Origin of the sequence: Cyanobium sp. PCC 7001 (assembly GCF_000155635.1) — a bacterium.
GTDB lineage: Bacteria > Cyanobacteriota > Cyanobacteriia > PCC-6307 > Cyanobiaceae > NIES-981.
On the sequence record NZ_DS990556.1, the window covers coordinates 2,156,540 to 2,177,496 of the forward strand.

Genomic DNA, 20,957 nt, shown 5'->3' on the forward strand with positions numbered 1-20,957 from the left:
CCGGCTCAGTAGAGCTTCGTGCAGGTGGGGGTGGGCGTGAGCTTCATCAGCGACCACAGCGCCCCGTACTGCGCCGCGGACATGGCGAGTTCCTCCTGCATCCGTTGGCCCATCGGGGAGCCGGGAGCGGCGGTGGCGCCCAGCTCGTCGTTGATGAGGGCGAGCCCCTGGCACATCTGCTCGATGTCCGGGTTGAGGTCGTTGGCGGCAAGCGCGGCGGACGGTCTCAGGGCCGCTGGGGCAAGGGTGAGGGCCAGGCCCACTCCCAGAGCGAGGGCGTGAAGGCGTGGGCTGGTGGGGGTCATCAGGAGGTGGAACGGCTCAGTCCAGCCGCTCCACCCTCTTGTAGCGGCCCTTGGAGCCGAAGCGACATTCGAAGGCCTGCAATGTCTTGCCGGACACGGGGCGGGCAATGGCCCGCACGGTGTAGCTGTCGTTGCGCTGCTTCTGCGCCTCCTCCACGGAGATGGCGCGGGGGTTGAGCTGGAACTCCTCAGCCACCATCCGGCGGCAGAAGCCGGGCATGGCCGATGGCGCCATCGATCTGGAGCGTCCGGTCCCGCTGGCGCGTTGGTCCGATGTGGGGCTCACGCCGGTCAGACGGCGCCCGTTGTCGAAGCTGCACACGAAGAAGCGGGCGGAGCCGTCCCTGGGCGATGTCTGCCCGTACATCACGTAGCCGCGGCCGGGCCGGCGCTCCACCGGCAGGGTGCGGATGTCTCTGGAGCGCACCTTGAAGGTGGAGGCCGCTTCCTCCTGGCAAGTGCGCTCCATGTCGGCGGGCTGGGCAGGCAGCGGAGCCGCCGAAGCGGCGGACGGCACGGCCAGGGCCAGCCCCACCAGCACCACCCCGAGGGCCGGTGCGGCTGGGACCGACCGCGCCGGCGGCTGAAGCGGGGAACGGCTGGGCTGGGGCATCGCGGCCGGAGGGCGAACAGCTGAATCGCCTCACCCTGGCATCGCTCCTCCGGCGCAGTGGCGGCCGTGGCGCAGAGAGGCGTCCGTCCCTCACGCAGCTGGGGGCGAAGGGCAGCGGCGAAGGGCAGCGGCGGAGGGCTGAGGCGCTGGACACCGGTGGGCCTCGCCTTTCCGGGGCATCCTGGTTGCATCCGTCCGGCGACTCCTTGGGAGTGCCGTTGTCATGCGCACCGCAACGCTCCACGCCTTCAACTGGCGGTATCAGGAGATCATCGACAATCTGGAGTCGATCCGCAGCAGCGGCTACGGCGCGATTCTGATTCCGCCGCCGCTGTATTCCGATCCGGATGGAGACGCCTGGTGGCAGCGCTATCAGCCCAAGGACTACCGCGTGCTGCTGTCGCATCTCGGCGGCAAGCGGGAGCTTGAGCAGCTGATCGCGGCCTGCCATGCGGGCCCTGAGCCGATCCGGGTGTATGCGGATCTGGTGATCAACCACATGGCGAACGAAGCGCGCCACGACAGGCTGACCTTTCCGGGTGATGCGGAGCTGGAGCGCTACCGCCGGGAGCCCGATCGGTTCGAGCGCAATCGGATCTATGGCGATCTGAGCGTGGGCCTGTTCTCTCCCTGGGATTTCAACCAGGCCGGAGAGATCGAAGGCCATGAGTGGAGCGACCGCGGTGCCGTGCAGTATCAGAACCTCTCCGGCCTGCCCGATCTGCAGGATTCCGCCTGGGTGCTGCAGCAGCAGCACGCGATGGTGAGTGCGCTGGTGGCGATGGGCTTCGATGGCTTTCGGGTGGATGCCATCAAGCACATCACCGAGCGGATGGTGGACAACCTGGCCGACAGGCCCGAGGTGAGAGATAAGTTCTGGTTCGGGGAAGTGCTCACCGGCAGTGACCACGACGAGCGGATCTTTCTGGAGCCCTTCCTGCGGGAAACCTGGATGTCGGCCTACGACTTCCCGCTGTTCACCACGCTGCGGGAGGCGTTCGGCTTCGGCGGTTCCCTGCGGGCGCTTGTGGATCCTGCTGCTGTTGGCAATGCCCTGTCCTGGCACCGGGCTGTGACGTTCGTGGTGACGCACGACATCCCCCACAACGACGGCTTCCGCTACCTGCTGCTCGACCCGCAGGATGAGCACCTGGCCTATGCCTACGTGCTGGGCCGCGATGGAGGCGTGCCGCTGATCTATTCCGATCACAACGAATCCGCCTACGCGGAGGATCGTGATCGCTGGCTGGAGGCCTACAAGCGGCCGGATCTGGTGGCGATGCTCCGCTTCCACAACGCCGTGCACGGCGCGCCGATGGCGGTGCTCCATGAGAGCGACACGCTGCTGATCTTCCGCCGGGGCGATCGCGGCATCGTGGCGATCAACAAGGCCGCCACGGAGCAATGGGCGACGTTCAGCACCTGGGGGCTCACCAATCCGGGCCGGTACCAGGAGCTGATCCACGGCCATGCGCTCACCCTCTCGGGCGATCGCTTCAGCCTGTATGTGCCGCCACGCACCGCCCAGATGTGGTTGCTCGCGCCTTAGTGCTCCTCCCCGCGGGCTACTTCACACCGATCACCATGGCATCGGGTCCCACCAGCGGCTCCACCCGGGTGGAGGAGAAGCCGGCCTCGCGCATCCAGCCCATGCAGTCGGCGCCGCTGTAATCGAAACCACCGCTGGTTTCGATCAGCATGTTGAGGCTCATCAGCAGGCCAAACGCATTCCTGGAGCGGTCGTCGTCGATGATCGCCTCGTACACCACCAGGGCACCGCCGGGGGGCAGGGCGTCATAGGCCTTGCCGATCAGCATGCGCTTGGTGGGCAGGTCCCAGTCGTGCAGGATGTGGCCCATCAGCACCACATCGGCGCTGGGAAGAGGCTGCTGGAAGAAATCGCCGGCGGTGAACTGCAGCCGTTCGCCGAGGCCGTGACTCTCCACATAGCTGGTGAAGACCGGCTCCACGGGCGGTAGATCGAAGCCGATGCCACGCAGGTGCGGCTGGGCCAGGGCGATCTGCACCGCCAGATCCCCCTGGGCGGTGCCCACATCCACGAAGGTGCGGTAGGGCTGCCAGGGGAAGGTGCGGGCGATCGTCTGGTTGGCGCCGCGGCTGATGCCCGACATGGCGGCGAGGAATTCCTTCAGGGCCTTGGGATCGGCGTAGAGCACCTCGAACAGGCCGGGGCCGCCGCTCTTCAGCTCGTTCTGGGGCTCGCCGCTGCGCAGTGCCTCGCTGAGGTGGCCCCAGGCGGGATAGAGCCGGTGGTTGGCCATCTCCAGCAGGCCGCCCACGTAGGTGGGCTTGGCGCGATCGAGGAAGAGGGCGGTGTCCGGGGTGTTGGCGTAGCCCGAGGCGTCGCGGCTGAGGAAGCCCAGGGCCACCAGGGCATCGAGGAAGTCGCGGGCGGAGCGGGGATGCAGGGCCAGCCGGGCCATCAGCGCCTCGAGCGGCAGCGGCCCGTTCGCCAGTTCGCTGAACAGGCCCAGCTCCACGGCACTCAGGAGGGTCTTCGAGGCCCAGAACGCCAGGCCGGTCTGGAGGATGGCTTCGGGGCTGAGCGGTGGCATGGGGGAGTGGGGAAGGATCAAGGATCGGCTATGGACAGTGGTTGGCCTCCGGCCAGAGCTGCCGGATCTCCTCCGCCTGCTGCCGGGCCGTGAACCGCTCCCAGGTGATTCCGTTCACATCCACGTCCTGTGTGAAGGCAGGAGCCTGGGGGTCTTCCCAGCCAAGGTGCCGGAGTTCGCCTGGCGGGCCGGATGCGGCCTGGCGGATGGACAGGTTCAAGGTGTCAGTCCGCCAGAGGGCGTACTGCCCCTGGATCACCACAGAGGGCTCAGAACCAAGCCGCTGGCTGTAGTCGCGCACCGAGGCTTCGATGCTGTGGGTGGAGAGCGCGATGTGCAGTTTCTTCATCGCTGTCGCGGTGGGTGGGGTGGGGCCAGGGGGCTGATCCGCGCGCCGATGAAGAGGATCGCCGCCGGTCGGAACGTGTTGGGATGGAGCGGTTCCCTGATGTCCGTGATGGCGAAGCCGTTGCGAACGAAGAGCCTGATCCAGCTTGCGATGGTTCGAAAGAACCACGGTGCTGGATCGCTGAAATCGCCAGGGATTCCGTCCCAGGACCCCGGCCGCCAGCCATCGGCATAGGGGAGATCGCCGCGGCACAGCACCGGATGCATGGTCTGCACGATCAGGGCGCCGCGGGGGGTGAGCAGCGCTGGAACTGCCTGGAAGAGATCCTCCACGCCCTGCTGGCCCAGCAGGGAAAAGTTGGCGATGGCCACATCGAAGCGTTCTTGGATGGCGCCCTTGGCGATCGCGTCATAGGAGGCCAGCTGAAACCGGCCCTTCCCCCGGGTCTTGGCGGCCTCGATCAGGGCCGGCACCGCATCCGTGCCGAGCGCATCGATCCCATGCCCGGCGAGGCGATGGGTCAACCAGCCCTCGCCACAGCCCAGATCCAGGGCCGATCGGGGAGCCCGGCTCCAGACCGCCTCCAGAATCGCCCTGTTGGTCACCAACCGGCGACTCTCGATCCGATCCTCGCGGATCGCCTGCGTCCACGCGGCGGCGTGGCGCTGCCAGCTTTCCAGGATCTGCTCTTCGAAACGAGCCTGGTCGGCCGTGGGCGGATCGCCTGGGTGGTGGGCCATAGAGTGCAGCCGGCTGGCCTGGGGCTCAGGTGTGCAGCAGCATCTTGGAGAGGTTGGGCAGGCCCGCCCCCTGGTGGTAGCGGTCGCGGTGGAGGTCGGTGCAGTGCTGCAGCAGGATCTGTTTCACGCGCTCGGGATAGCCGATTAACTCGGTGCGCACCGAGAGGAAGGCGGCCAGGAGGCCGGAGATGTGGGGCGCGGCCATGCTGGTGCCCGAGAGGGCCACATAGAGCTCATCCACGCTCTTGGCCCTGTCGCGCTCCGGGGTGCGGCTGGGGTCGCTGCTGCTGCGGCAGGAGAGGATCCTTTCCCCGGGGCCCACCACATCGGGCTTGAGGCGGCCATCGGCGGTGGGGCCCCGCGAGGAGAAGTAGGAGGTGCCGTAGCGGTGGGGCAGGGTGGGGTGCACCGAGCCCACGGCGATCGCCTCTTCCAGGTTGGCCGGATCACCGATCGAGAGGTCGAAGGAGCGGGTGGAGCTGAAGCCATCCACCACGATCTCGCCGCTGCCCTCGTTGCCCGCGGCCAGCACCACCAGCACGCCCTGGCGCACCAGGCGCAGCAGGGAGGCGCACAGCGGTGAATCGCCGCAACCGAAGCTGGCCGGATCAAAGGACCCACCCAGGCTGAGGTTCACCCCCTGAATCGCCAGGCGCCGGCCGTTCTGGTTCTGCTGCCAGATGTGATCGATCGCCTTGATGATCCAGGCGTCGTAGCCGCTGCCGTTGTCGGCCAGCACCTTGTAGGTCACCAGCCGGGCCCGGGGCGCCATGGCGAGCATGTCCGGCCCAGCCGGATCCCCCAGCGCCTGCAGCCCTCCGGCGATCACGCCCGCCACATGGGTGCCGTGCCCGTTGGCGTCGTTGCCGCTGCCGGGTTGCACCGGGCCTCGGGCGGTGCAGTCCCACTCGGCGGCGATCGTGCCGTCCGGGGCGAAGGCGGGGTTGTGGAAATGGGGATGGTGCCGGTCGATGCCCGTGTCGAGCACGGCCCAGGTGATCCCCTGGCCATAGGCGTTGTAGCCGAGCTGGGCGGTGCGGGCCTGCACGGTGTGGATCGAATCGCGGATCAGGGCCCGCTTCCTGCTGTTGCTGAACATCCGGTACACCGCCGGCGAGGATGCGCCGTAGTGCCGGCTCATCGCGGCCGCCAGGCGTTCCACCTCGGCGCGGTTGAGGTTCACCGCCACGTAGCGATCGAGCTGATCCTCCAGATGCACCGTGTCGGCGGTGATTGGATCCTGGGTGATCAGATCCTTGCTGCCTTTGGGGCTGAGCACATTGGTGTGGATCCACTCGAGCACGGTGCTGCGGGCGTCCTGCAGGGTGTCGCTGCCGCTGGCCGCAGCGGGGGAGCGGTCCACCAGTTCGATCAGCACCGGCACCCGGGCGGTGGCCTCCGCATCGAGCGCTTCGGCCAGGTTGCGGGTCACCGTCACCGGGCTCACCGGCTGGAAGCGGGCGCGATCCACCGCGGTCATCACGGTGGTCTGGGTGGCGGTGCGCGACAGGTAGCGACTCGCCGCGTGGGCCTTGCTGGGCGGCCACACGATTCCCTGCAGCCGTTCATCGCGGATGGGTGGCTTGCCGGTGGCGCTGTACTCGTCGGCCAGGCTCTGGTCGAGGCACACGATGTCGCCGTCCTGGGCGATGTTCACCCAGCGCTTCACTCCCGGCGGGATCGGCAGCTTCGTCCCTGTTTTGCCGTGCCACGTCTGCAGCACGTCCGTCACCTGGGGGAGTCCCAGCGGCGAGCCGATGGTCACGTAGAGATCCACCTCCAAGGTGGTGCCCAGTTCCATCAGGGCCTGGTAGGTCACCATGCTGCCCTGGCTGTGGCCGATCACCACAAACGGGCCGCCGCCGGTGGTCACACGGTCTTTCACCGTCTGCACCATCCTCTGGCGCTTGGTCTGGTTGAACAGGAAGTCGTTCACGTCGGCCATGAACACCTTGGTGAACATCGCCGTCACCGGGCTCCACAACCCCTTGGCCTCCATGGAGAGCGCTGCAGCTCCACCCATCGGGGCGCCGCGCTGGGCCGCCGAGAGGGCTGCCGCCTCCAGCTCCTGGGTGAGCGCGGCCACGAACGCTGCCGATTCCTCCGGTGCGTCACTGGCCTGGATCGAGGCTTTCAGGAGCATGTCCGACCCCGGCAGAAGCTGGGCCCGGTCGTCGCCGATGGCCCGGGTGGAGATGCCGGCCGCTTCCGGGTAGCGCTCCCGGTCAACCCAGTAGGCCATGCGGGTGCGCTCGCCCTGGTCGGCACCGAAGAGGGCACGATCCCACTCCGATCGCAACACACCCTCCGGGGGCATGTTCGAGATCCCGTGGCAGTAGATCACCGTGCGGGCTCTGCCGGGACGGGCAGGGGGATCGCCGGGGGTGTTGGAGGCTGACGCTCGCTTCGAGGTGGCCATGGCGATTGGGAGGAATCCGGATCAGTGCTTCCTCTTTAGCCAGAGCAGACATCTCTGCAATTCGTCCTTGAGCGAATGGTTAGTCTGGCCCGGCCAGAGTGCGAGAGAAGATCACTTTTGCCTCGCCCACTGCATAGAAATCCGGAACGCGGCCACGCTCCCTGTACCCTCGCTTGACGTAAAATTCTCGTGCCCGCGTCAGCGGAGGCTGGTCGCTGGTCTCGATTACCACCACCCTGGCACCAGCCTTGCTTGCCTCAGTCTCGACATGAGAAAGCAGGGCGCTGCCAACACCGCGGCCGTGCTGCGGAGGGTCTGCGCCGATCCACCAGACATTGAGAACACCCTCGGCGTACGGATCCGGTGCGAAGTAAGACCAACCAAGGGCCTTTTCGCCTGTTGAAGCTCGGCACGCCACAGCTGCATGCCCCTCTGGGAGCTCTTGGGCAGACAGTGTGTCCAGCACGCCACCCAACAAGCCCTCAGCGTCTGAAGGTGAGAAGAGTCCTGTCCTCACTGCCAGATCAAGGAGGTCTTGCCTTTCGCTCGCTTGAATCGGGGTGATGATCATTGTTGACGAGTGAAGTTGGTGGGCGGCCTACTGCTGCCCCTGAATGGCAGGCAGGGGGCGTGATTGGCGCAGCTGAAAGACCGTGGTGGCCTGTCCACTCGAGAGGCTGGTTATGTGGGGTCTCCGCTGGTCTCAGATCGTATCGAGTCCAGCAGTGCCTCACCACGCGGCGATAGACGGTAACCCGTCCCGAGACTCTCGGTAAGCCCGAGATTCTTCAGCTTCCGAACATGAAGCTTGAACCGCTCCTTGTCCTGGCCGACAACACCACACACCTCGCCAGCGCGAACTCCCGGATGCGAGCTGAGGGCTTGCAATGTGCGAAACGTCCACGCCCCATACGGCCCTCGTGTATCCAATTGACTCAGCCGGCTTTGCAGAGCCTGAAGTTCCGCCTCTGTATCCGCCGGCTTCTCGCGCAGCGTGACTCGGGGATCTGGAAGGACTGGTCCAAGTTCAATGCGATAGAGCGTACCCTCGGGCCGACGCTGCAATTCTTTCAGTAATGCCTCCCTTGAGACGTGTCCAGCGCGCTGAGCCTCTTCTACCGTGATCTGGTTTGGGGACACTGGCTCGACTGACTTGATCTTGATCTGCCCGACAGGAGTGAGCAACGTGCCACCCGCTCGTACGGATGGCCGTCGCCAGCGCCGAAAAGCCAGCGTAACGTCACCTCTACGGATGCCTTCAAGGACCTCCTTTCGAAAGAGCATCAGATCATCACCCTTTCGGCCACGCAACGCTGCCCCTGAGTGGCAGGCAGGGACAACTGAACGGAGCGGGAAATCGACGCTGGCCTATCCACTTGAAGGCCTTGTTAGGCGGTCAGTAGTGGAAATGCGACAGCTCCAGCCGCCGTTGCCCAGTTCTTGACCAACTCGGCGACGATGGCGTTCGTGCTTGTGAGGCCAACCCCAGCCTTCTCCATCCGGCGCCACGACATTTCCTCGGCAATCTGGTTGGTCGAGCCGCAAGCGTCGCAAACCACCTTGACCATGAAGCCATCGTCGACTGCGCTGATGGCAGGCGCGACCATGCACACGTCGGTCGTGACACCGGCCATCACGAAGTTCTTTCTTCGCGTGTTGCGGCACGCCTCTGCGAAGGCTTCGTCATCCCAGGCATTCACAACCCCTTGCCGTTTGATGCGGGCCTCGAATGCCTCGGGAAGAATCTCCTGGAGCTCGGGCATCAGCGGTCCCTGAACATTGACGTTGGTTTCCTGGCTTGACGTGAGGACCACCGGCATCGCTGTACCCTTCGCAAACTTCGCCAGGATGATTACGTTGCGCTGCAGCAGCGGTAGCGGCGTGGTGCTGGCCCAAGTATTCGTGCCGACCTGGTGGTCGATCAGGATCACTGCCGTGTCGTCGGTATTGAAATCCTTCATGTCTTGTCTCCTGATGGGATGCCTGTGATTCTCGCTCATTATGCTTGTGCGCTGTGGTGGGAGCCGCCAAACGCTGCCGCTGAGAGCTACCGCTGAGAGGTGGACATGGGCAATCGGGAAGCGACATTCTTGGGACGCATCGAATTGATGGCTCCCATCCATTGCAGCAGCATGTTAGAGTTTTGTTGCAAGAACGATGCCACTTCCCACAACATCGTTGTGACACCGAGTCTGCAATCGGCATCGAAGGAGTTAATTCAACCTTCAACCTTCAACCTTCAACCTTCAACCTTCAACCTTCAACCTTCAACCTTCAACCTTGGCGGCGTGGCCCTCAGGCTAGTTTGGCTGCGGAAGCCTATCGTCAATGATGGAACGGCCTCCAGGCTTAGCCAATTGAAGCGCCTCTTCAAGGTAGCGGCACTTTCCTGTCCATGGATCTGCAAATAGGAAAGTCATGATGCTCAACCTCTAGTGATTGCAAGTAAGAGTCGCCGTCGGCATGCCCAATTTCCTGGGGCGAATCAGAGCCAGGATGATATCTGAGAATCCCGATGAGTGACTCATTGTTGTCCACTGTGATCAAAAATGAAGACTGATCCATGTCTTCAAGAATCCATGCGGTTGAACGACCAGTTCCACAGCCAAGCTCAAGACATCGAGCTGAAGGCCTTGAAGTCTCAGGAGTCCTCACTGGCGAGCCAGTCAGTGGGTCTGACGCCATCGCGAATCCTGCTGCCACAGAATCATTCCCTCTGTGCTCTACAGCATTGGATTCGTTCAGCCTGATGCTGAGGCATGAGCGTCGGTGTGTCGCTTAGCCCGCTGGACGGATGATGGGCAACACCGATGCGAGGGCCACGTACCATGCCGGTGCGAGTCGGCTCCAGCGAAGGGTTAGGCGGCGCCTCCAGGCTGGCCAAGCAGGCTGATTCCAAGTGAAGGGAAGTGCACGCGAATGGAAGCAGGAGAAGAGAACTCAACAACTAGCTCAGGTCTAGATGACTTGTGGATTCGTACCAGTCCGGAGTCTCGCGCCGCATGCATCGGCGCAGAGGGCTGTTCAACGTCTGAAAGCCCAACCGACACAGCGCTCACCGAGCGCAACGGCAGCTTGTGAGCCCTGGGTTGCGCGGCCACGGCGCCTGATTGCCGGGGCCAGCTCAGAGCAACCATCTCAGGCTCAGACAGTGCAGTTCCTTCCGCGAAGTGGATCCGCTTGCCCTTGGGAAGATACGCCGGTTCATAAGCCCAAGATGCGAATGGCAATGGGTAATTGCTTTCCGATTGCGAGGTGAAGTAGATGCCGAACGGATTTGCATGCTTGTCGCGCCCTGACCAGCGCTCCCAAAGGCGCGTTGGTCGGGTTCGAGGGGACGTCGCCTCTTGCTCGTCGTGTACCCACAGGAGCTCCAGGAAGCCGTGGTCGAAGAAGAATCGACGATTGGAAGTTCCTTGACCTGTATGACCATTGCCCGTGCCCTCAACCAGTCCGGCGTCAAGCAGCAATGTCGCTTCTGGAGCGCAAACGGAGGTACAGACGAAGATGTGATCGAGGCTCAGAGCCACCCGTGCAACCTAACGCTTGAATGAACTGTTAGACGTTAGTGCCCCTTGATAAATGACCAATACCACGTCAAAGCGCAGAGACAACTGGCGACGAGCAACGGAATTGAATTTCTCCAGCTCGCCGATCGTATCAAGACGGCTTGACTCTTGTTTCTCGGGTTGTAGAAGGCCGTGGCTTCTTGGCCAGGGTGAAGACCGGTCAGAAGTTTCGTGGCGCGTCTAAAGCTGAGGCTAGACGATGGCTGATAGCTCAATCGAGTGGAAGTGTACGTGTCAGGGCCAATCCTGTAGGAGTATTGGACCTTCACTGAATAGCTGACCGAGTCGGCGCCATCCGGGTTTGAAATCGTATCTTCTTTGATCCATGCGCGGTGCACAACACACCTCACAGGCAACCAGCCCCTCGATACGAGTCCGAGATAAAGCTTCCAGCACTCCCATCCGAGGAAAACCATTGAGGAGGCGAATGCGACTATTGGGATTAGCGAGGAACTCATGTCTGATGTCTAACCCGTCATTGGACGCTTCCGGTAACCACGCCTGCCCCACTTCCTCTTTCTGATCATCCACAAGCCAGGTTCAGTCCCGGAATCATCGGGTCCTTCTGCTGGAAAGGACTGTTGCATGGTTCACCGCCATAGTGGCTGTGATTTATGGGTCAGATCACCACCTGTTCACGTCAAACTTCTCGGCAGTCGCCGGCGTTCTGCCTGCACATGCTTCGCCCAAGCACTGGGGGCTTCATCCTCCACGCAGCCGCACCGAAAGGTGCATCTGGGAGCTGCCCGGACTGATCGGCACCTCCTTCACGGCGAGATAGTTCTGGGCCTTCACCAGTTCGCTCAGCTTGCGGAAGCCGTAGTTGCGCGCATCGAACGAGGGATCGTTCTTCTGCAGCAGGCTGCCCACCATGCCCAGCGGCGCCCAGCCGTCGTCCTGGGTCACGGCGGTGATCGCCTCGCACAGGAACGGCTTCAGGGGTGGCGCGTCGCTGTCGCCCTGGCGGCCGCCGCCGCCGGAGCCGGAGCTGCCGCCGGAGCGCTTGAGGATGTCGGTGTAGAGAAACCGGTCACAGGCGGCCACAAACGCCTTGGGGGTCTTGCGCTCGCCGAAGCCGATCACCAGCAGCCCCTCCTCCCGGATCCGGGTGGCCAGCCGGGTGAAGTCGCTGTCGGACGACACCAGGCAGAAGCCCTCCACCCGGCCGCCATGCAGCAGATCCATCGCATCGATGATCAGGGCCGAATCGGTGGCGTTCTTGCCGCTCGTGTAGCTGAACTGCTGCACCGGCTGAATCGCATGCACGTTCAGCACCTCCTTCCAGCTGCTCAGCTGCGGTGTGGTCCAGTCGCCATAGGCCCGTTTCACCGTGGCGGTTCCCACCTGCGACACCTCCGCCAGCAGCTCGGAGATCACCGTGGCCTGGGCGTTGTCGGAATCGATCAGCACGGCCAGGTTCGGCGCTTCGCGGCTCATGCCGGATCCCCCGCGCGCCAGCTCTGATTCAGCAGCTGGATCGGGTGCTGCACCGGCAGCGCTGCGGCCTCCTCGCCATCGAGGTGGCGCCGCAGCTGCATCGTGCAGCCGATGTTGGCGCTGCTGACCAGCTCCGCGCCGGTGCCGGCCAGGTCGGCCGCCTTGATCCGGCCCAGCTCAGCCGCCTCCTGGGGCTGCACCAGGTTGTAGATGCCGGCGCTGCCGCAGCACACCCCCGCCTCCATCGCCTCCGCCAGCTGCAGGTGGGGGATGGCCCGCAGCAGATCGCGGGGCTGGGCGCTGATGCCCTGGCCATGCAGCATGTGGCAGGCATCGTGGAACGCCACCGTGAGCGGCCGCTCGGCGCTGGCCGGGCTGCCATCGGCGTGGCTCAGGGGCTGCAACTGGGCGCGGAAGCCCTCGCTGAGCCCCAGCTGCGCCAGGAATTCATGGATGTCGGCCACCGGCGCCGGGAAATCACGGCTGGCCAGCCGCGCGTAGGCCTTCATCGTGTGGCCGCAGCCCGACGCCGCCACCAGCACCGCATCGAGCGGTTCGGCGCCAGCCGGCCGTCCCGGCCCCAGCATCGCCTCAAAGCTGGCCACCAGCGCATCGGCCAGGGCCCGGGTGTGGGCCTCCTCCCCCTGGTGGTGGGTCACGGCGCCGCAGCAGCCCTGCTCCGGCGGGATCACCACCTCGATGCCGTTGGCGCTCAGCACCCGCACCGCCGCCGCGTTCACCTGTGGATCGAACAGCCGCTGCACGCAGCCCAGCACCAGCCCCACCCGGGCCCGTCGCTGGCCCCTGGCCGGCACCACCGTGGGGAAGCCATCGCGGAAGGCCTCGGGGGCCAGCGGCGGCAGCAGCCGCTCCATCGCCTCCAGCTGGGGCCCCAGCAGGCGGGTGAGCCCGCTGCGGCGCAGCAGGCCCTGCAGCGGCGTGCCCGCATACGCCCGCAGCGGCGTGAGTGCCGCCCGCAGGCGCTTCGGGTAGGGCAGCAGGGCGAACAGCAGGCGCCGGAAGGTCTGGGCCGCCGGGCTGCGCAGCTCCGGGGCCTTGAGCTTCGGGCGGGTGGCCTCGATCAGTTGGTCGTAGCGCACCCCCGAGGGGCAGGCCGTCACGCAGGCCAGGCAGCCCAGGCAGCTGTCGAAATGGCGGGCCACCGTGGCATCGAGCTCCAGCTCGCCGGCCTCGATCGCCTTGAGCGCATGGATGCGGCCCCGCGGCGAATCCATCTCCGTGCCCAGCACCCGGTAGCTGGCACAGCTGGGCAGGCAGAAGCCGCAGTGCACGCAGGGGTCGGTGGCGGAGAGGGCCGCCTGGGGCGGAGCCGCGGAGGCGCTCCTTGGGGAGCCGGTGGCTGTCATGAGCCGAGTCTGCCCGGCTCAGCCCCCGAAGTGGCGCACCACGGCCTCGGCGAAGCCCGAGCAGCTCACCGGCTCCACCGGCGGCTCCATCAGCCGGGCCAGGTCGTAGGTGACCTCCTGATTGGCGATGGCGGCGCTGATCCCCTCGGTGATCAGGTCGGCGGCCTCCTGCCAGCCCATGTACTCGAGCATCATCACGCCGCTCAGGATCACCGAGCCGGGGTTGATGCGGTCGAGGCCGGCGTGCTTCGGGGCGGTGCCGTGGGTGGCCTCGAAGATGGCGGCGTGGTCGCCGATGTTGGCCCCCGGCGCCATGCCCAGGCCCCCCACCACGGCGGCGGCGGCATCGGAGATGTAGTCGCCGTTGAGGTTGAGCGTGGCCAGCACCGAGTAGTCGGCCGGGCGGGTCTGGATCTGCTGGAAGATGCTGTCGGCGATGCGGTCGTCCACCATCACCATCTGCTTCCACTGGCCGTTGCCGTGGCTGCTGCCGATCGCCTCCAGCACGCCCTGCACCTCGGCGCAGATCGCCTCTTTCTTCTCGGGGGTGAGCGCGTCGTAGCCGGGGTCCACCATGCGGGCGTTGGCCTCGATGCTCAGCCCCGGGTTGCGGTCGGCGTTGTCGAGGATCCAGCTCTCCCGCTCGGTGATGCACGCGGCGCGGAACTCGGTGGTGGCCAGCTCGTAGCCCCAGTCACGGAAGGCCCCTTCCGTGAACTTCATGATGTTGCCCTTGTGCACCAGCGTCACGTGGCGCTTCTTGCCCTCCATGCGCAGGGCGTGCTGGATCGCCTTGCGGATGTGGCGCTGGCTGCCGTGCTTGCTCACCGGCTTGATGCCGATGCCGGCTCCGGTGGGGATGGTGCGCTTGCCGAGCTTGCCGTTGGCCGGAATCACCACGGTGTTGAGGTGCTCGATCAGCTCCACGCACACCGGATCGGTGGCCTCCCACTCGATCCCCATGTAGATGTCTTCGGTGTTCTCCCGGTACACGATCACGTCCAGATCCTGGGGACGCTTGTGGGGGCTGGGGGTGCCGGCGTAGTAGCGGCAGGGCCGCACGCAGCAGTAGAGATCGAAGATCTGGCGCAGCGCCACGTTCAGGGAGCGGATGCCGCCGCCGATCGGGGTGGTGAGCGGCCCCTTGATCGCCACGCCGTAGGTGCGGATGGCGGTGAGGGTGTCCTCCGGCAGGTACTGATAGGTGCCGTAGAGGTCGCAGGCCTCATCGCCCGCGTACACCTTGAACCACTCGATCCGGCGCCGGCCGCCGTAGGCCTTCGCCACCGCCGCATCCAGCACCCGCTGGGTGGCGGGCCAGATGTCCACGCCCGTGCCGTCGCCGCGGATGAAGGGGATGATCGGGTCGTCGGGCACCACCGGCAGCCCCTCCTCGAACCGGATGGCGGTGCCGCTGCTGGGGGCGGTGAGCTTCTCGAAGGTCACGGGTTCGGTGGCCATGCTGGCTGGGCTGGTAGCCATTCCTGCGGCACTGGAGGCGCGGCGAGCCTAGGTTTTGGCACAGCGCGGTTCTGCTCAGGGGAAACGGCATGAACGCCGCCGACCAGGCCAGAAATCTGGAACTGGCCCAGGCGATCGCCTCGGCGGCGGCCCTGTTCCGGGCCCAGTTCCCCGATGCCCGCGCCAATCTCAAGCCCTGGCGCGACGATCCCTGCACCCGCGAGTTCGCCGATCAGGAGAGCGTGGACCTCTCCTTTCATCTGCCGGGCTGGAGTCCCCGCAGCCAGTGCCGCTCGTTTCTGGTGCAGCTGCGCCTCGACTGCGCTCCGGCCCGCCAGGGCAGCGGCGCCAACCGCGGGGATGCCGGGCGGCCGCGGCTGCTGGGCGTGCTGATCCGCGGCCTCACCTATGAATCGGAGCGCTGGCGCCTCGCCACCGTGGGCGACTGGCGTCCCACCGGCAGCCATCTGCCCGATGCCGCTTCGGTGGCGAAACTGCAGCAGTTCTGCCGCAACCTGTTCGATCTGTTCGAAGTGAACGGCGCCTGCGCCGCGTAACCCTTCGCAATCTTGAGGCCGCCCTGGCAAACACCACGCCTACGGTGGCTCTCTGCCCGTGTCGTGCTGCCGCCAGCTCATGTCCGTTGCTCTCGCCTCCCAGTTGCGTGAAGGCACCAAGAAGGCCCACACCATGGCCGAGAACACCGGCTTCGTGAGCTGCTTCCTCAAGGGCGTGGTGGACAAGGCCAGCTACCGCACCCTGGTGGCCGACCTCTACTTCGTGTACTCCGCCATGGAGGAGGAGTTCGCCAAGCTCCGCAGCCACCCCGTGGTGGGTCCGGTGGCCTTCCCCGAGCTCAACCGCCGCGAGAGCCTCGAGCAGGATCTCGCCTTCTACTTCGGGCCCGACTGGCGCACGGCCGTGAAGGCCACCCCCGCCGCCCAGGAGTATGTGGCCCGGCTGCACCAGGTGGCCCAGGAGAGCCCCGAGCTGCTGGTGGGCCATCACTACACCCGCTACATCGGCGATCTCTCCGGCGGCCAGATCCTCAAGAACATCGCCCAGAAGGCGATGAACCTCGGCGATCACGACGGTCTGCGCTTCTACGAGTTCGACGCCATCCCGGACGAGAAGGCCTTCAAGGTGAACTACCGGGCCACCCTCGATCAGCTGCCGATCGACCAGGCCACCGCTGATCGGATCGTGGCCGAGGCCAACCACGCCTTCCACCTCAACATGAAGATGTTCCAGGAGCTGGAAGGCAACCTGATCGCCGCCATCGGCAAGGTGCTGTTCGGCTTCCTCACCCGCCGCCAGCGCACCGGCAGCACCGAGGCCGTGGCCGCCTGAGGCCAGCGCCCGCCCCCTTGCGATCGCTTCGTGTTCTCGTGCCCGGCACCGGCGGCCGCCTGCGCGGTGGCGGTCTGCTGGTGGAGCTGCAGACGGCCCGCCTGCTGCAGCAGCTGGCCCCCACCGAGGTGGTGACCTACCGGCAGCGGGAGCCCGACCACCCCTTCCTGGCCGATCTGCTGCGGGCCGAACCGCCCGATGGCGCCGCCGCCCGCCAGATGCTCTGGATCGTGAGCTGGGGCTTCGAGGTGCCACGCCAGCTGCGAGCCCTGCGGGGCCGCGCCGTGGCCTACCACGCCCACAGCAGCGGCTACGGCTTTCCCCTGCCGGCCGGAGTGCCGGTGCTGGCCGTGAGCCGCAACACCCTCGGCTACTGGGGCCAGTGGGCCAGCCGCAACCCCTTGGCCCTCGTTCCCAACGCGCTCGATCCCCGCTGGCTGCAGCGGGGCCGCCGCGACGGCACCGGAGAGCGCCCCATCGATGTGCTGGTGCAGCGGCGCAAGAGCAGCGCCTACCTGCTGGAGGTGCTGGTGCCGGCCCTGCGGCGGCGTGGGTTGCGGGTGGAGGTGCAGGCGGGCTGGGTCGACGACCTGGTGGATCTGTTCAACAGCGCCACCGTGGTGCTCTACGACTCCGCCGACCACTGGCGGGTGAGCGGGGTGAGCGAGGGCTTCGGCCTGCCGCCCCTGGAGGCCCTCGCCTGCGGCTGCGTGGTGTTCAGCAGCCTCAACCACGCCCTGGCCGACAGCCTCGATCCCGGCCGCCTCGGCCACCAGCTCGGTGCCGGCACCCTCAGCGCCGATCTGGAGCGGATCAGCGCCGCCGTGGCCGATCCGGCCGCCTGGCGCGCGCCAGCCGCCGAGCTGGATGCGCTGCTGGCGGCCAGCAGCGAGGCGGCCCTGCTGGAGCGCTGGCGTGAGGCCCTCACCCGGGTGAACGACCACTGGGACCGTCTCCAGGCCGGTGAAGCGCCGCTGCAGGCCCCGCCGCTGTGGCGGCTGCGGCTTCGCCGCTGGCAGTCGCGGCTGCAGCGGGTGCTGGCGCGGCGCGGTGCCTAGGGTGCGGAACGCATTCCTGGCCCGTGGATGAGCGCCTTCCTGGCCGGCCTCAATGAAGCCCAGCGCAAGGCAGTGGACCACCACACCGGTCCGCTGCTGGTGGTGGCAGGGGCCGGCAGCGGCAAGACGCGGGCCCTCACCCATCGCATCGCCCACCTGATCGGCCACCACGGCGCCGACCCAGCCGAGCTGCTGGCCGTGACCTTCACCAACAAGGCCGCCCGGGAGATGAAGGAGCGGCTGGAGCTGCTGCTGGCCCAGAAGCTGGCCCAGAGCCAGTTCGGCCAGCCCTGGAGCACCCTGCCGCTGCTGGAGCAGCGGCAGCTGCGCAGCCGCATCTACCGCGAGGTGATCAAGGACCTCTGGATCGGCACCTTCCACGCCCTGTTCGCCCGGCTGCTGCGCTTCGACATCGACAAGTTCCGCGATCCCGAAGGCCTCAGCTGGACGCGCCAGTTCTCCATCTACGACGAGGGAGACGTGCAGAGCCTGATCAAGGAGATCGTGACCCAGGAGCTGGGCCTCGACCCCAAGCGCTTCGAGCCCAAGAAGGTGCGCTGGGCGATCAGCAACGCCAAGAACCAGGGCTGGATGCCCGAGCAGCTCGAAGCCGATGCTGGTGGCCAGCGCGGCAAGCTGATGGCCGAGACCTACCGCCGCTACCGCCGCGCCCTGGCGGCCAACAACGCCCTCGACTTCGACGATCTGCTGCTGCTGCCCGTGCAGCTGCTGCGCCAGAACGACCAGATCCGCAACTACTGGCACCGCCGCTTCCGCCACGTGCTGGTGGACGAATACCAGGACACCAACCGCACCCAGTACGAGCTGATCAAGCTGCTGGTCACCGACGGCCAGGATCCCGAGGCCTACGACAACTGGAGCGGCCGCTCGGTGTTCGTGGTGGGCGACGCCGACCAGAGCATCTACAGCTTCCGCGCCGCTGACTTCACCATCCTGATGGGGTTCCAGGACGACTTCGGCGACGGCGCCGCCGATGAAGCCACCCGCACGATGGTGAAGCTGGAGGAGAACTACCGCTCCACCGCCACGATCCTCGAGGCGGCCAACGCCCTGATCGCCCACAACACCGAGCGGATCGACAAGGTGCTGCGGCCCACCCGGGGCGAGGGGGAGCCCATCACCCTCACCCGCTGCGACGACGAGGTCGCCGAGGCCGAGGCGGTGGTGCACCGGATGCGGATGCTCGACGCGGCCCACAGCGAGCTGCGCTGGGGTGACATGGTCGTGCTCTACCGCACCAATGCCCAGAGCCGAGCCATGGAGGAATCGCTCGTGCGCTGGGGCATCCCCTACATCGTGGTGGGGGGCCTGCGCTTCTACGACCGGCGCGAGATCAAGGACATGCTCGCCTACCTGAAGCTGCTGGTGAACCCGGCCGACACGGTGAGCCTGTTGCGGGTGCTGAACACGCCGAAGCGGGGCATCGGCAAGACCACGATCGAGCGGCTCACCGACGCCGCCAACCAGCTGGGCATTCCGCTCTGGGAGGTGGTGAGCGATCCCGAGGCGGTGCGCTCCCTGGGGGGGCGCTCGGCCAAGGGGCTGCTGCAGTTCCGCGAGCTGCTCAGCGATCTGCAGGCCCGCAGCCAGGACGCCCCCCCTTCGGAGCTGGTGCAGCGGGTGATGGAGCAGAGCGGCTACCTCGCCGAGCTGATCGCCGAGGGCACCGATGAGGCGGAGGACCGCCGCCGCAACCTCAATGAGCTGGTGAACGCCGCCCTGCAGTACCAGGAGGAGAACGAGGAGGGCTCGCTGGAGGATTTCCTCGCCTCCGCCGCCCTGGCCAGCGATGCCGACAGCAAGGACACCCAGCAGGACCGGGTGACCCTGATGACCCTCCACGCCAGCAAGGGCCTGGAATTCCCGGTGGTGTTCCTGGTGGGGATGGAGCAGGGCCTCTTCCCCAGCTACCGCTCCCTGGAGGATCCCGCCGCCATGGAGGAGGAGCGGCGCCTCTGCTACGTGGGCATCACCCGGGCGAAGGAACGCCTGTTCCTCTCCCACGCCAGCGAGCGGCGGCTGTGGGGTGGCATGCGCGAGCCGGCGGTGCCCTCGGTGTTCCTGGCCGAGCTGCCCGAGGAGCTGGTGCAGGGCGACATCCCCCGCAGCGGCGGTGCCGCGATCCGTCGCGAGCAGCGGCTCGACCGGCTCACCCGGGTGGACCGGGAGGAGAGCCGGCGGGTGGCGTCGGGGGGAGCCGGCGGTGCCCCCGCCAACGCCGTGCGCCGCCGCGGCGCCGGTGCCGGCAAGACCTGGGCCGTGGGCGACCGCCTGCGCCACAGCGCCTTCGGGGAGGGACACGTGACCCACCTGTTCGGCAGCGGCGAGAAGATCTCGATCGCGGTGAAGTTCGAGGGGATGGGCCCCAAGATCCTCGATCCGCGCCTGGCGCCGATCGAGCCGCTCTGAGGCCGCCGCTTGGACGTTCCCGGCATTCCCGAAGCGCTGGTGGGGGCCCTGGCCGCGGCCGCCCGGGCCGGTGGCCCGCCCCCCCAGCGGGTGGCCCTGGTGGGCGGTGCCGTGCGCGATCTGCTGCTGCACCGGGTGCACAACGACCCCTGGCGCGGCGTTCCCGACCTCGACCTGGTGGCGGAGGGCCCGGCCATCGATCTGGTGCGGCGGCTGGAGGCCCTGCTGCCGCCGGGGGCGCTGCGGGCGGCCCAGGAGCACGGCGCCTACGGCACGGTGGAGGTGGAGCTGCGGCTCGAGGGCCAGACCGTGCTGCTGGATGTGGCCACCGCCCGCTGCGAGACCTATCCGCAGCCCGGGGAGAACCCGAAGGTGGTGCCGGGCCTGCTGGCGGACGATCTGGCCCGCCGTGATTTCAGCATCAATGCCATCGCCCTGGATCTGGCCAGCGGTGAGCTGCTCGACCCCCATGGCGGCCAGGCGGATCTGCAGCGGCGGCAGCTGCGGCTGCTCCACCCCCACAGCCTGCACGACGATCCCAGCCGCCTGGTGCGCGGCGCCCGCTACGCGGCCCGGCTCGGCTTCCGGCTGGAGCCCGGCAGCCGCGAACAGGCGCGCCGCACCCTGGAAGCCTGGCCCTGGGCCTGGCACTCCGGCGAGCGGCCGGGCCAGGCGCCCGCGGCCCTGGGCACGCGGCTGCGGATGGAGTTCGAGCTGCTGCTGCTGCGGGAGCCCTGGCCCGCCGCCCTGGCGATCCTGCAGGACTGGGGCGGCCTGGCCTTGCTCGATGCCCGCCTCCAGGCCGACCGCCACTGGCGGCGGCGTCTCCACTGGGCCGGCCGCGCCGGTCTGCCGCTGATGGTGGCGCTCGTGGCCGGCGCCGCCGACCCCCTGGCCCTGGCGGAACGGCTGCAGCTGCCCCACCGCCAGCATCGTCTGCTGGCCCAGTGGCTGGAGCTGCGCCAGCGCCTGGCCGAGCTGCAGCAGCCCGCCGCCGAAGCCAACGGCGGACCTCCGACGGTGGCGGCCTGGTGCGCGGCCCTGGAGGCTCCGGGCGGTTCGCCGGAGGCGGTGCTGCTGGCCCTGGTCACCGGCACCGCTCCCCGCCGGCCCCTGCTGCGCTGGTGGCTGCGCTGGCGGCACCTGAAGGCGCCGGACACGGCCGCCGAGCTGATCGCCCGGGGAGTGAAGCCCGGGCCGGCCCTGGGGGAGGAGCTGCGGCGCCTGCGGGAAAGGCGGCTGGCCCAGGAGCGGCTCTAGGGCACCCATAGGATCCGCCCAGC

19 protein-coding genes are annotated in these 20,957 nt (G+C 67.1%); 6 read left to right on the forward strand and 13 right to left on the reverse strand.

Going from position 1 to position 20,957, the window contains the following annotated elements; genetic code table 11:
* Positions 1-5: 5 nt before the first annotated feature.
* Positions 6-305, reverse strand: a complete 300-nt coding sequence (locus CPCC7001_RS10610; RefSeq protein ID WP_006910571.1) for a hypothetical protein — start codon at positions 303-305, stop codon at positions 6-8.
* Positions 306-321: 16 nt separating this feature from the next.
* Positions 322-918, reverse strand: coding sequence for a hypothetical protein (locus tag CPCC7001_RS10615; protein ID WP_006909621.1), 597 nt, complete (start codon positions 916-918; stop codon positions 322-324).
* A 223-nt stretch (positions 919-1,141) separates the two neighbouring features.
* On the opposite strand from CPCC7001_RS10615, the gene CPCC7001_RS10620 reads away from it, so the two are divergent.
* Positions 1,142-2,467, forward strand: a complete 1,326-nt coding sequence (locus CPCC7001_RS10620; protein WP_006910838.1) for an alpha-amylase family glycosyl hydrolase — start codon at positions 1,142-1,144, stop codon at positions 2,465-2,467.
* Between the two features lie 16 nt (positions 2,468-2,483).
* Here the strand turns inward: CPCC7001_RS10620 and CPCC7001_RS10625 are convergent, their stop codons facing one another.
* From CPCC7001_RS10625 to CPCC7001_RS10660, 11 genes are all read right to left on the reverse strand, one after another.
* Positions 2,484-3,494 (reverse strand): methyltransferase, encoded by a 1,011-nt coding sequence (locus tag CPCC7001_RS10625; RefSeq protein ID WP_006910013.1) that lies wholly within the window; start codon positions 3,492-3,494, stop codon positions 2,484-2,486.
* Between the two features lie 28 nt (positions 3,495-3,522).
* Positions 3,523-3,843 carry a hypothetical protein gene (locus CPCC7001_RS10630; protein WP_006910148.1) on the reverse strand — a complete coding sequence of 107 codons (321 nt, stop codon included), beginning with the start codon at positions 3,841-3,843 and terminating at the stop codon, positions 3,523-3,525.
* On the reverse strand, positions 3,840-4,583 hold the full coding sequence (locus CPCC7001_RS10635) for a bifunctional 2-polyprenyl-6-hydroxyphenol methylase/3-demethylubiquinol 3-O-methyltransferase UbiG (RefSeq protein ID WP_006909231.1): 744 nt from the start codon (positions 4,581-4,583) through the stop codon (positions 3,840-3,842). The genes CPCC7001_RS10630 and CPCC7001_RS10635 overlap by 4 nt, the downstream gene beginning before the upstream one ends.
* A gap of 25 nt (positions 4,584-4,608) precedes the next feature.
* The gene (locus CPCC7001_RS10640) at positions 4,609-7,002 is read right to left on the reverse strand and encodes a S8 family peptidase (RefSeq protein WP_006910904.1); all 2,394 of its coding nucleotides are present in this window, start codon (positions 7,000-7,002) and stop codon (positions 4,609-4,611) included.
* Positions 7,003-7,081: 79 nt separating this feature from the next.
* A complete protein-coding gene (locus CPCC7001_RS16035; RefSeq protein ID WP_071778301.1) occupies positions 7,082-7,573 on the reverse strand; it encodes a GNAT family N-acetyltransferase in 492 nt (163 codons plus the stop codon).
* 817 nt (positions 7,574-8,390) lie between these two features.
* Entirely contained in the window at positions 8,391-8,963 is a 573-nt protein-coding gene (locus CPCC7001_RS10645; protein ID WP_006910117.1) for an isochorismatase family protein, read from the reverse strand.
* Positions 8,964-9,860: 897 nt separating this feature from the next.
* A complete protein-coding gene (locus CPCC7001_RS14540) occupies positions 9,861-10,532 on the reverse strand; it encodes a VOC family protein (RefSeq protein ID WP_071778303.1) in 672 nt (223 codons plus the stop codon).
* 35 nt (positions 10,533-10,567) lie between these two features.
* The gene (locus tag CPCC7001_RS16040; protein WP_083782630.1) at positions 10,568-11,029 is read right to left on the reverse strand and encodes a DUF3592 domain-containing protein; all 462 of its coding nucleotides are present in this window, start codon (positions 11,027-11,029) and stop codon (positions 10,568-10,570) included.
* A 244-nt stretch (positions 11,030-11,273) separates the two neighbouring features.
* A complete protein-coding gene (locus CPCC7001_RS10650; protein WP_006911358.1) occupies positions 11,274-12,008 on the reverse strand; it encodes an NYN domain-containing protein in 735 nt (244 codons plus the stop codon).
* The gene (locus CPCC7001_RS10655) at positions 12,005-13,375 is read right to left on the reverse strand and encodes a (Fe-S)-binding protein (RefSeq protein ID WP_006910343.1); all 1,371 of its coding nucleotides are present in this window, start codon (positions 13,373-13,375) and stop codon (positions 12,005-12,007) included. Before CPCC7001_RS10655 ends, CPCC7001_RS10650 begins: the two co-directional genes overlap by 4 nt.
* Before the next feature lie 18 nt (positions 13,376-13,393).
* Positions 13,394-14,836, reverse strand: coding sequence for an NADP-dependent isocitrate dehydrogenase (locus CPCC7001_RS10660; RefSeq protein ID WP_006911560.1), 1,443 nt, complete (start codon positions 14,834-14,836; stop codon positions 13,394-13,396).
* A gap of 89 nt (positions 14,837-14,925) precedes the next feature.
* Between CPCC7001_RS10660 and CPCC7001_RS10665 the strand changes: the two genes are divergently transcribed.
* The 5 genes from CPCC7001_RS10665 to CPCC7001_RS10685 all read left to right on the forward strand — a co-directional run bounded on the left by CPCC7001_RS10665 (position 14,926) and on the right by CPCC7001_RS10685 (position 20,934).
* Positions 14,926-15,393, forward strand: a complete 468-nt coding sequence (locus CPCC7001_RS10665) for a hypothetical protein (RefSeq protein ID WP_006910268.1) — start codon at positions 14,926-14,928, stop codon at positions 15,391-15,393.
* A 79-nt stretch (positions 15,394-15,472) separates the two neighbouring features.
* Entirely contained in the window at positions 15,473-16,186 is a 714-nt protein-coding gene (locus CPCC7001_RS10670; RefSeq protein WP_006911054.1) for a heme oxygenase (biliverdin-producing), read from the forward strand.
* 17 nt (positions 16,187-16,203) lie between these two features.
* A complete protein-coding gene (locus tag CPCC7001_RS10675) occupies positions 16,204-17,244 on the forward strand; it encodes a glycosyltransferase (RefSeq protein ID WP_043368972.1) in 1,041 nt (346 codons plus the stop codon).
* Between the two features lie 27 nt (positions 17,245-17,271).
* A complete protein-coding gene (locus CPCC7001_RS10680; protein ID WP_006911070.1) occupies positions 17,272-19,674 on the forward strand; it encodes a UvrD-helicase domain-containing protein in 2,403 nt (800 codons plus the stop codon).
* Between the two features lie 9 nt (positions 19,675-19,683).
* Positions 19,684-20,934 carry a CCA tRNA nucleotidyltransferase gene (locus CPCC7001_RS10685; protein WP_006911106.1) on the forward strand — a complete coding sequence of 417 codons (1,251 nt, stop codon included), beginning with the start codon at positions 19,684-19,686 and terminating at the stop codon, positions 20,932-20,934.
* The last annotated feature ends 23 nt before the right edge of the window (positions 20,935-20,957 follow it).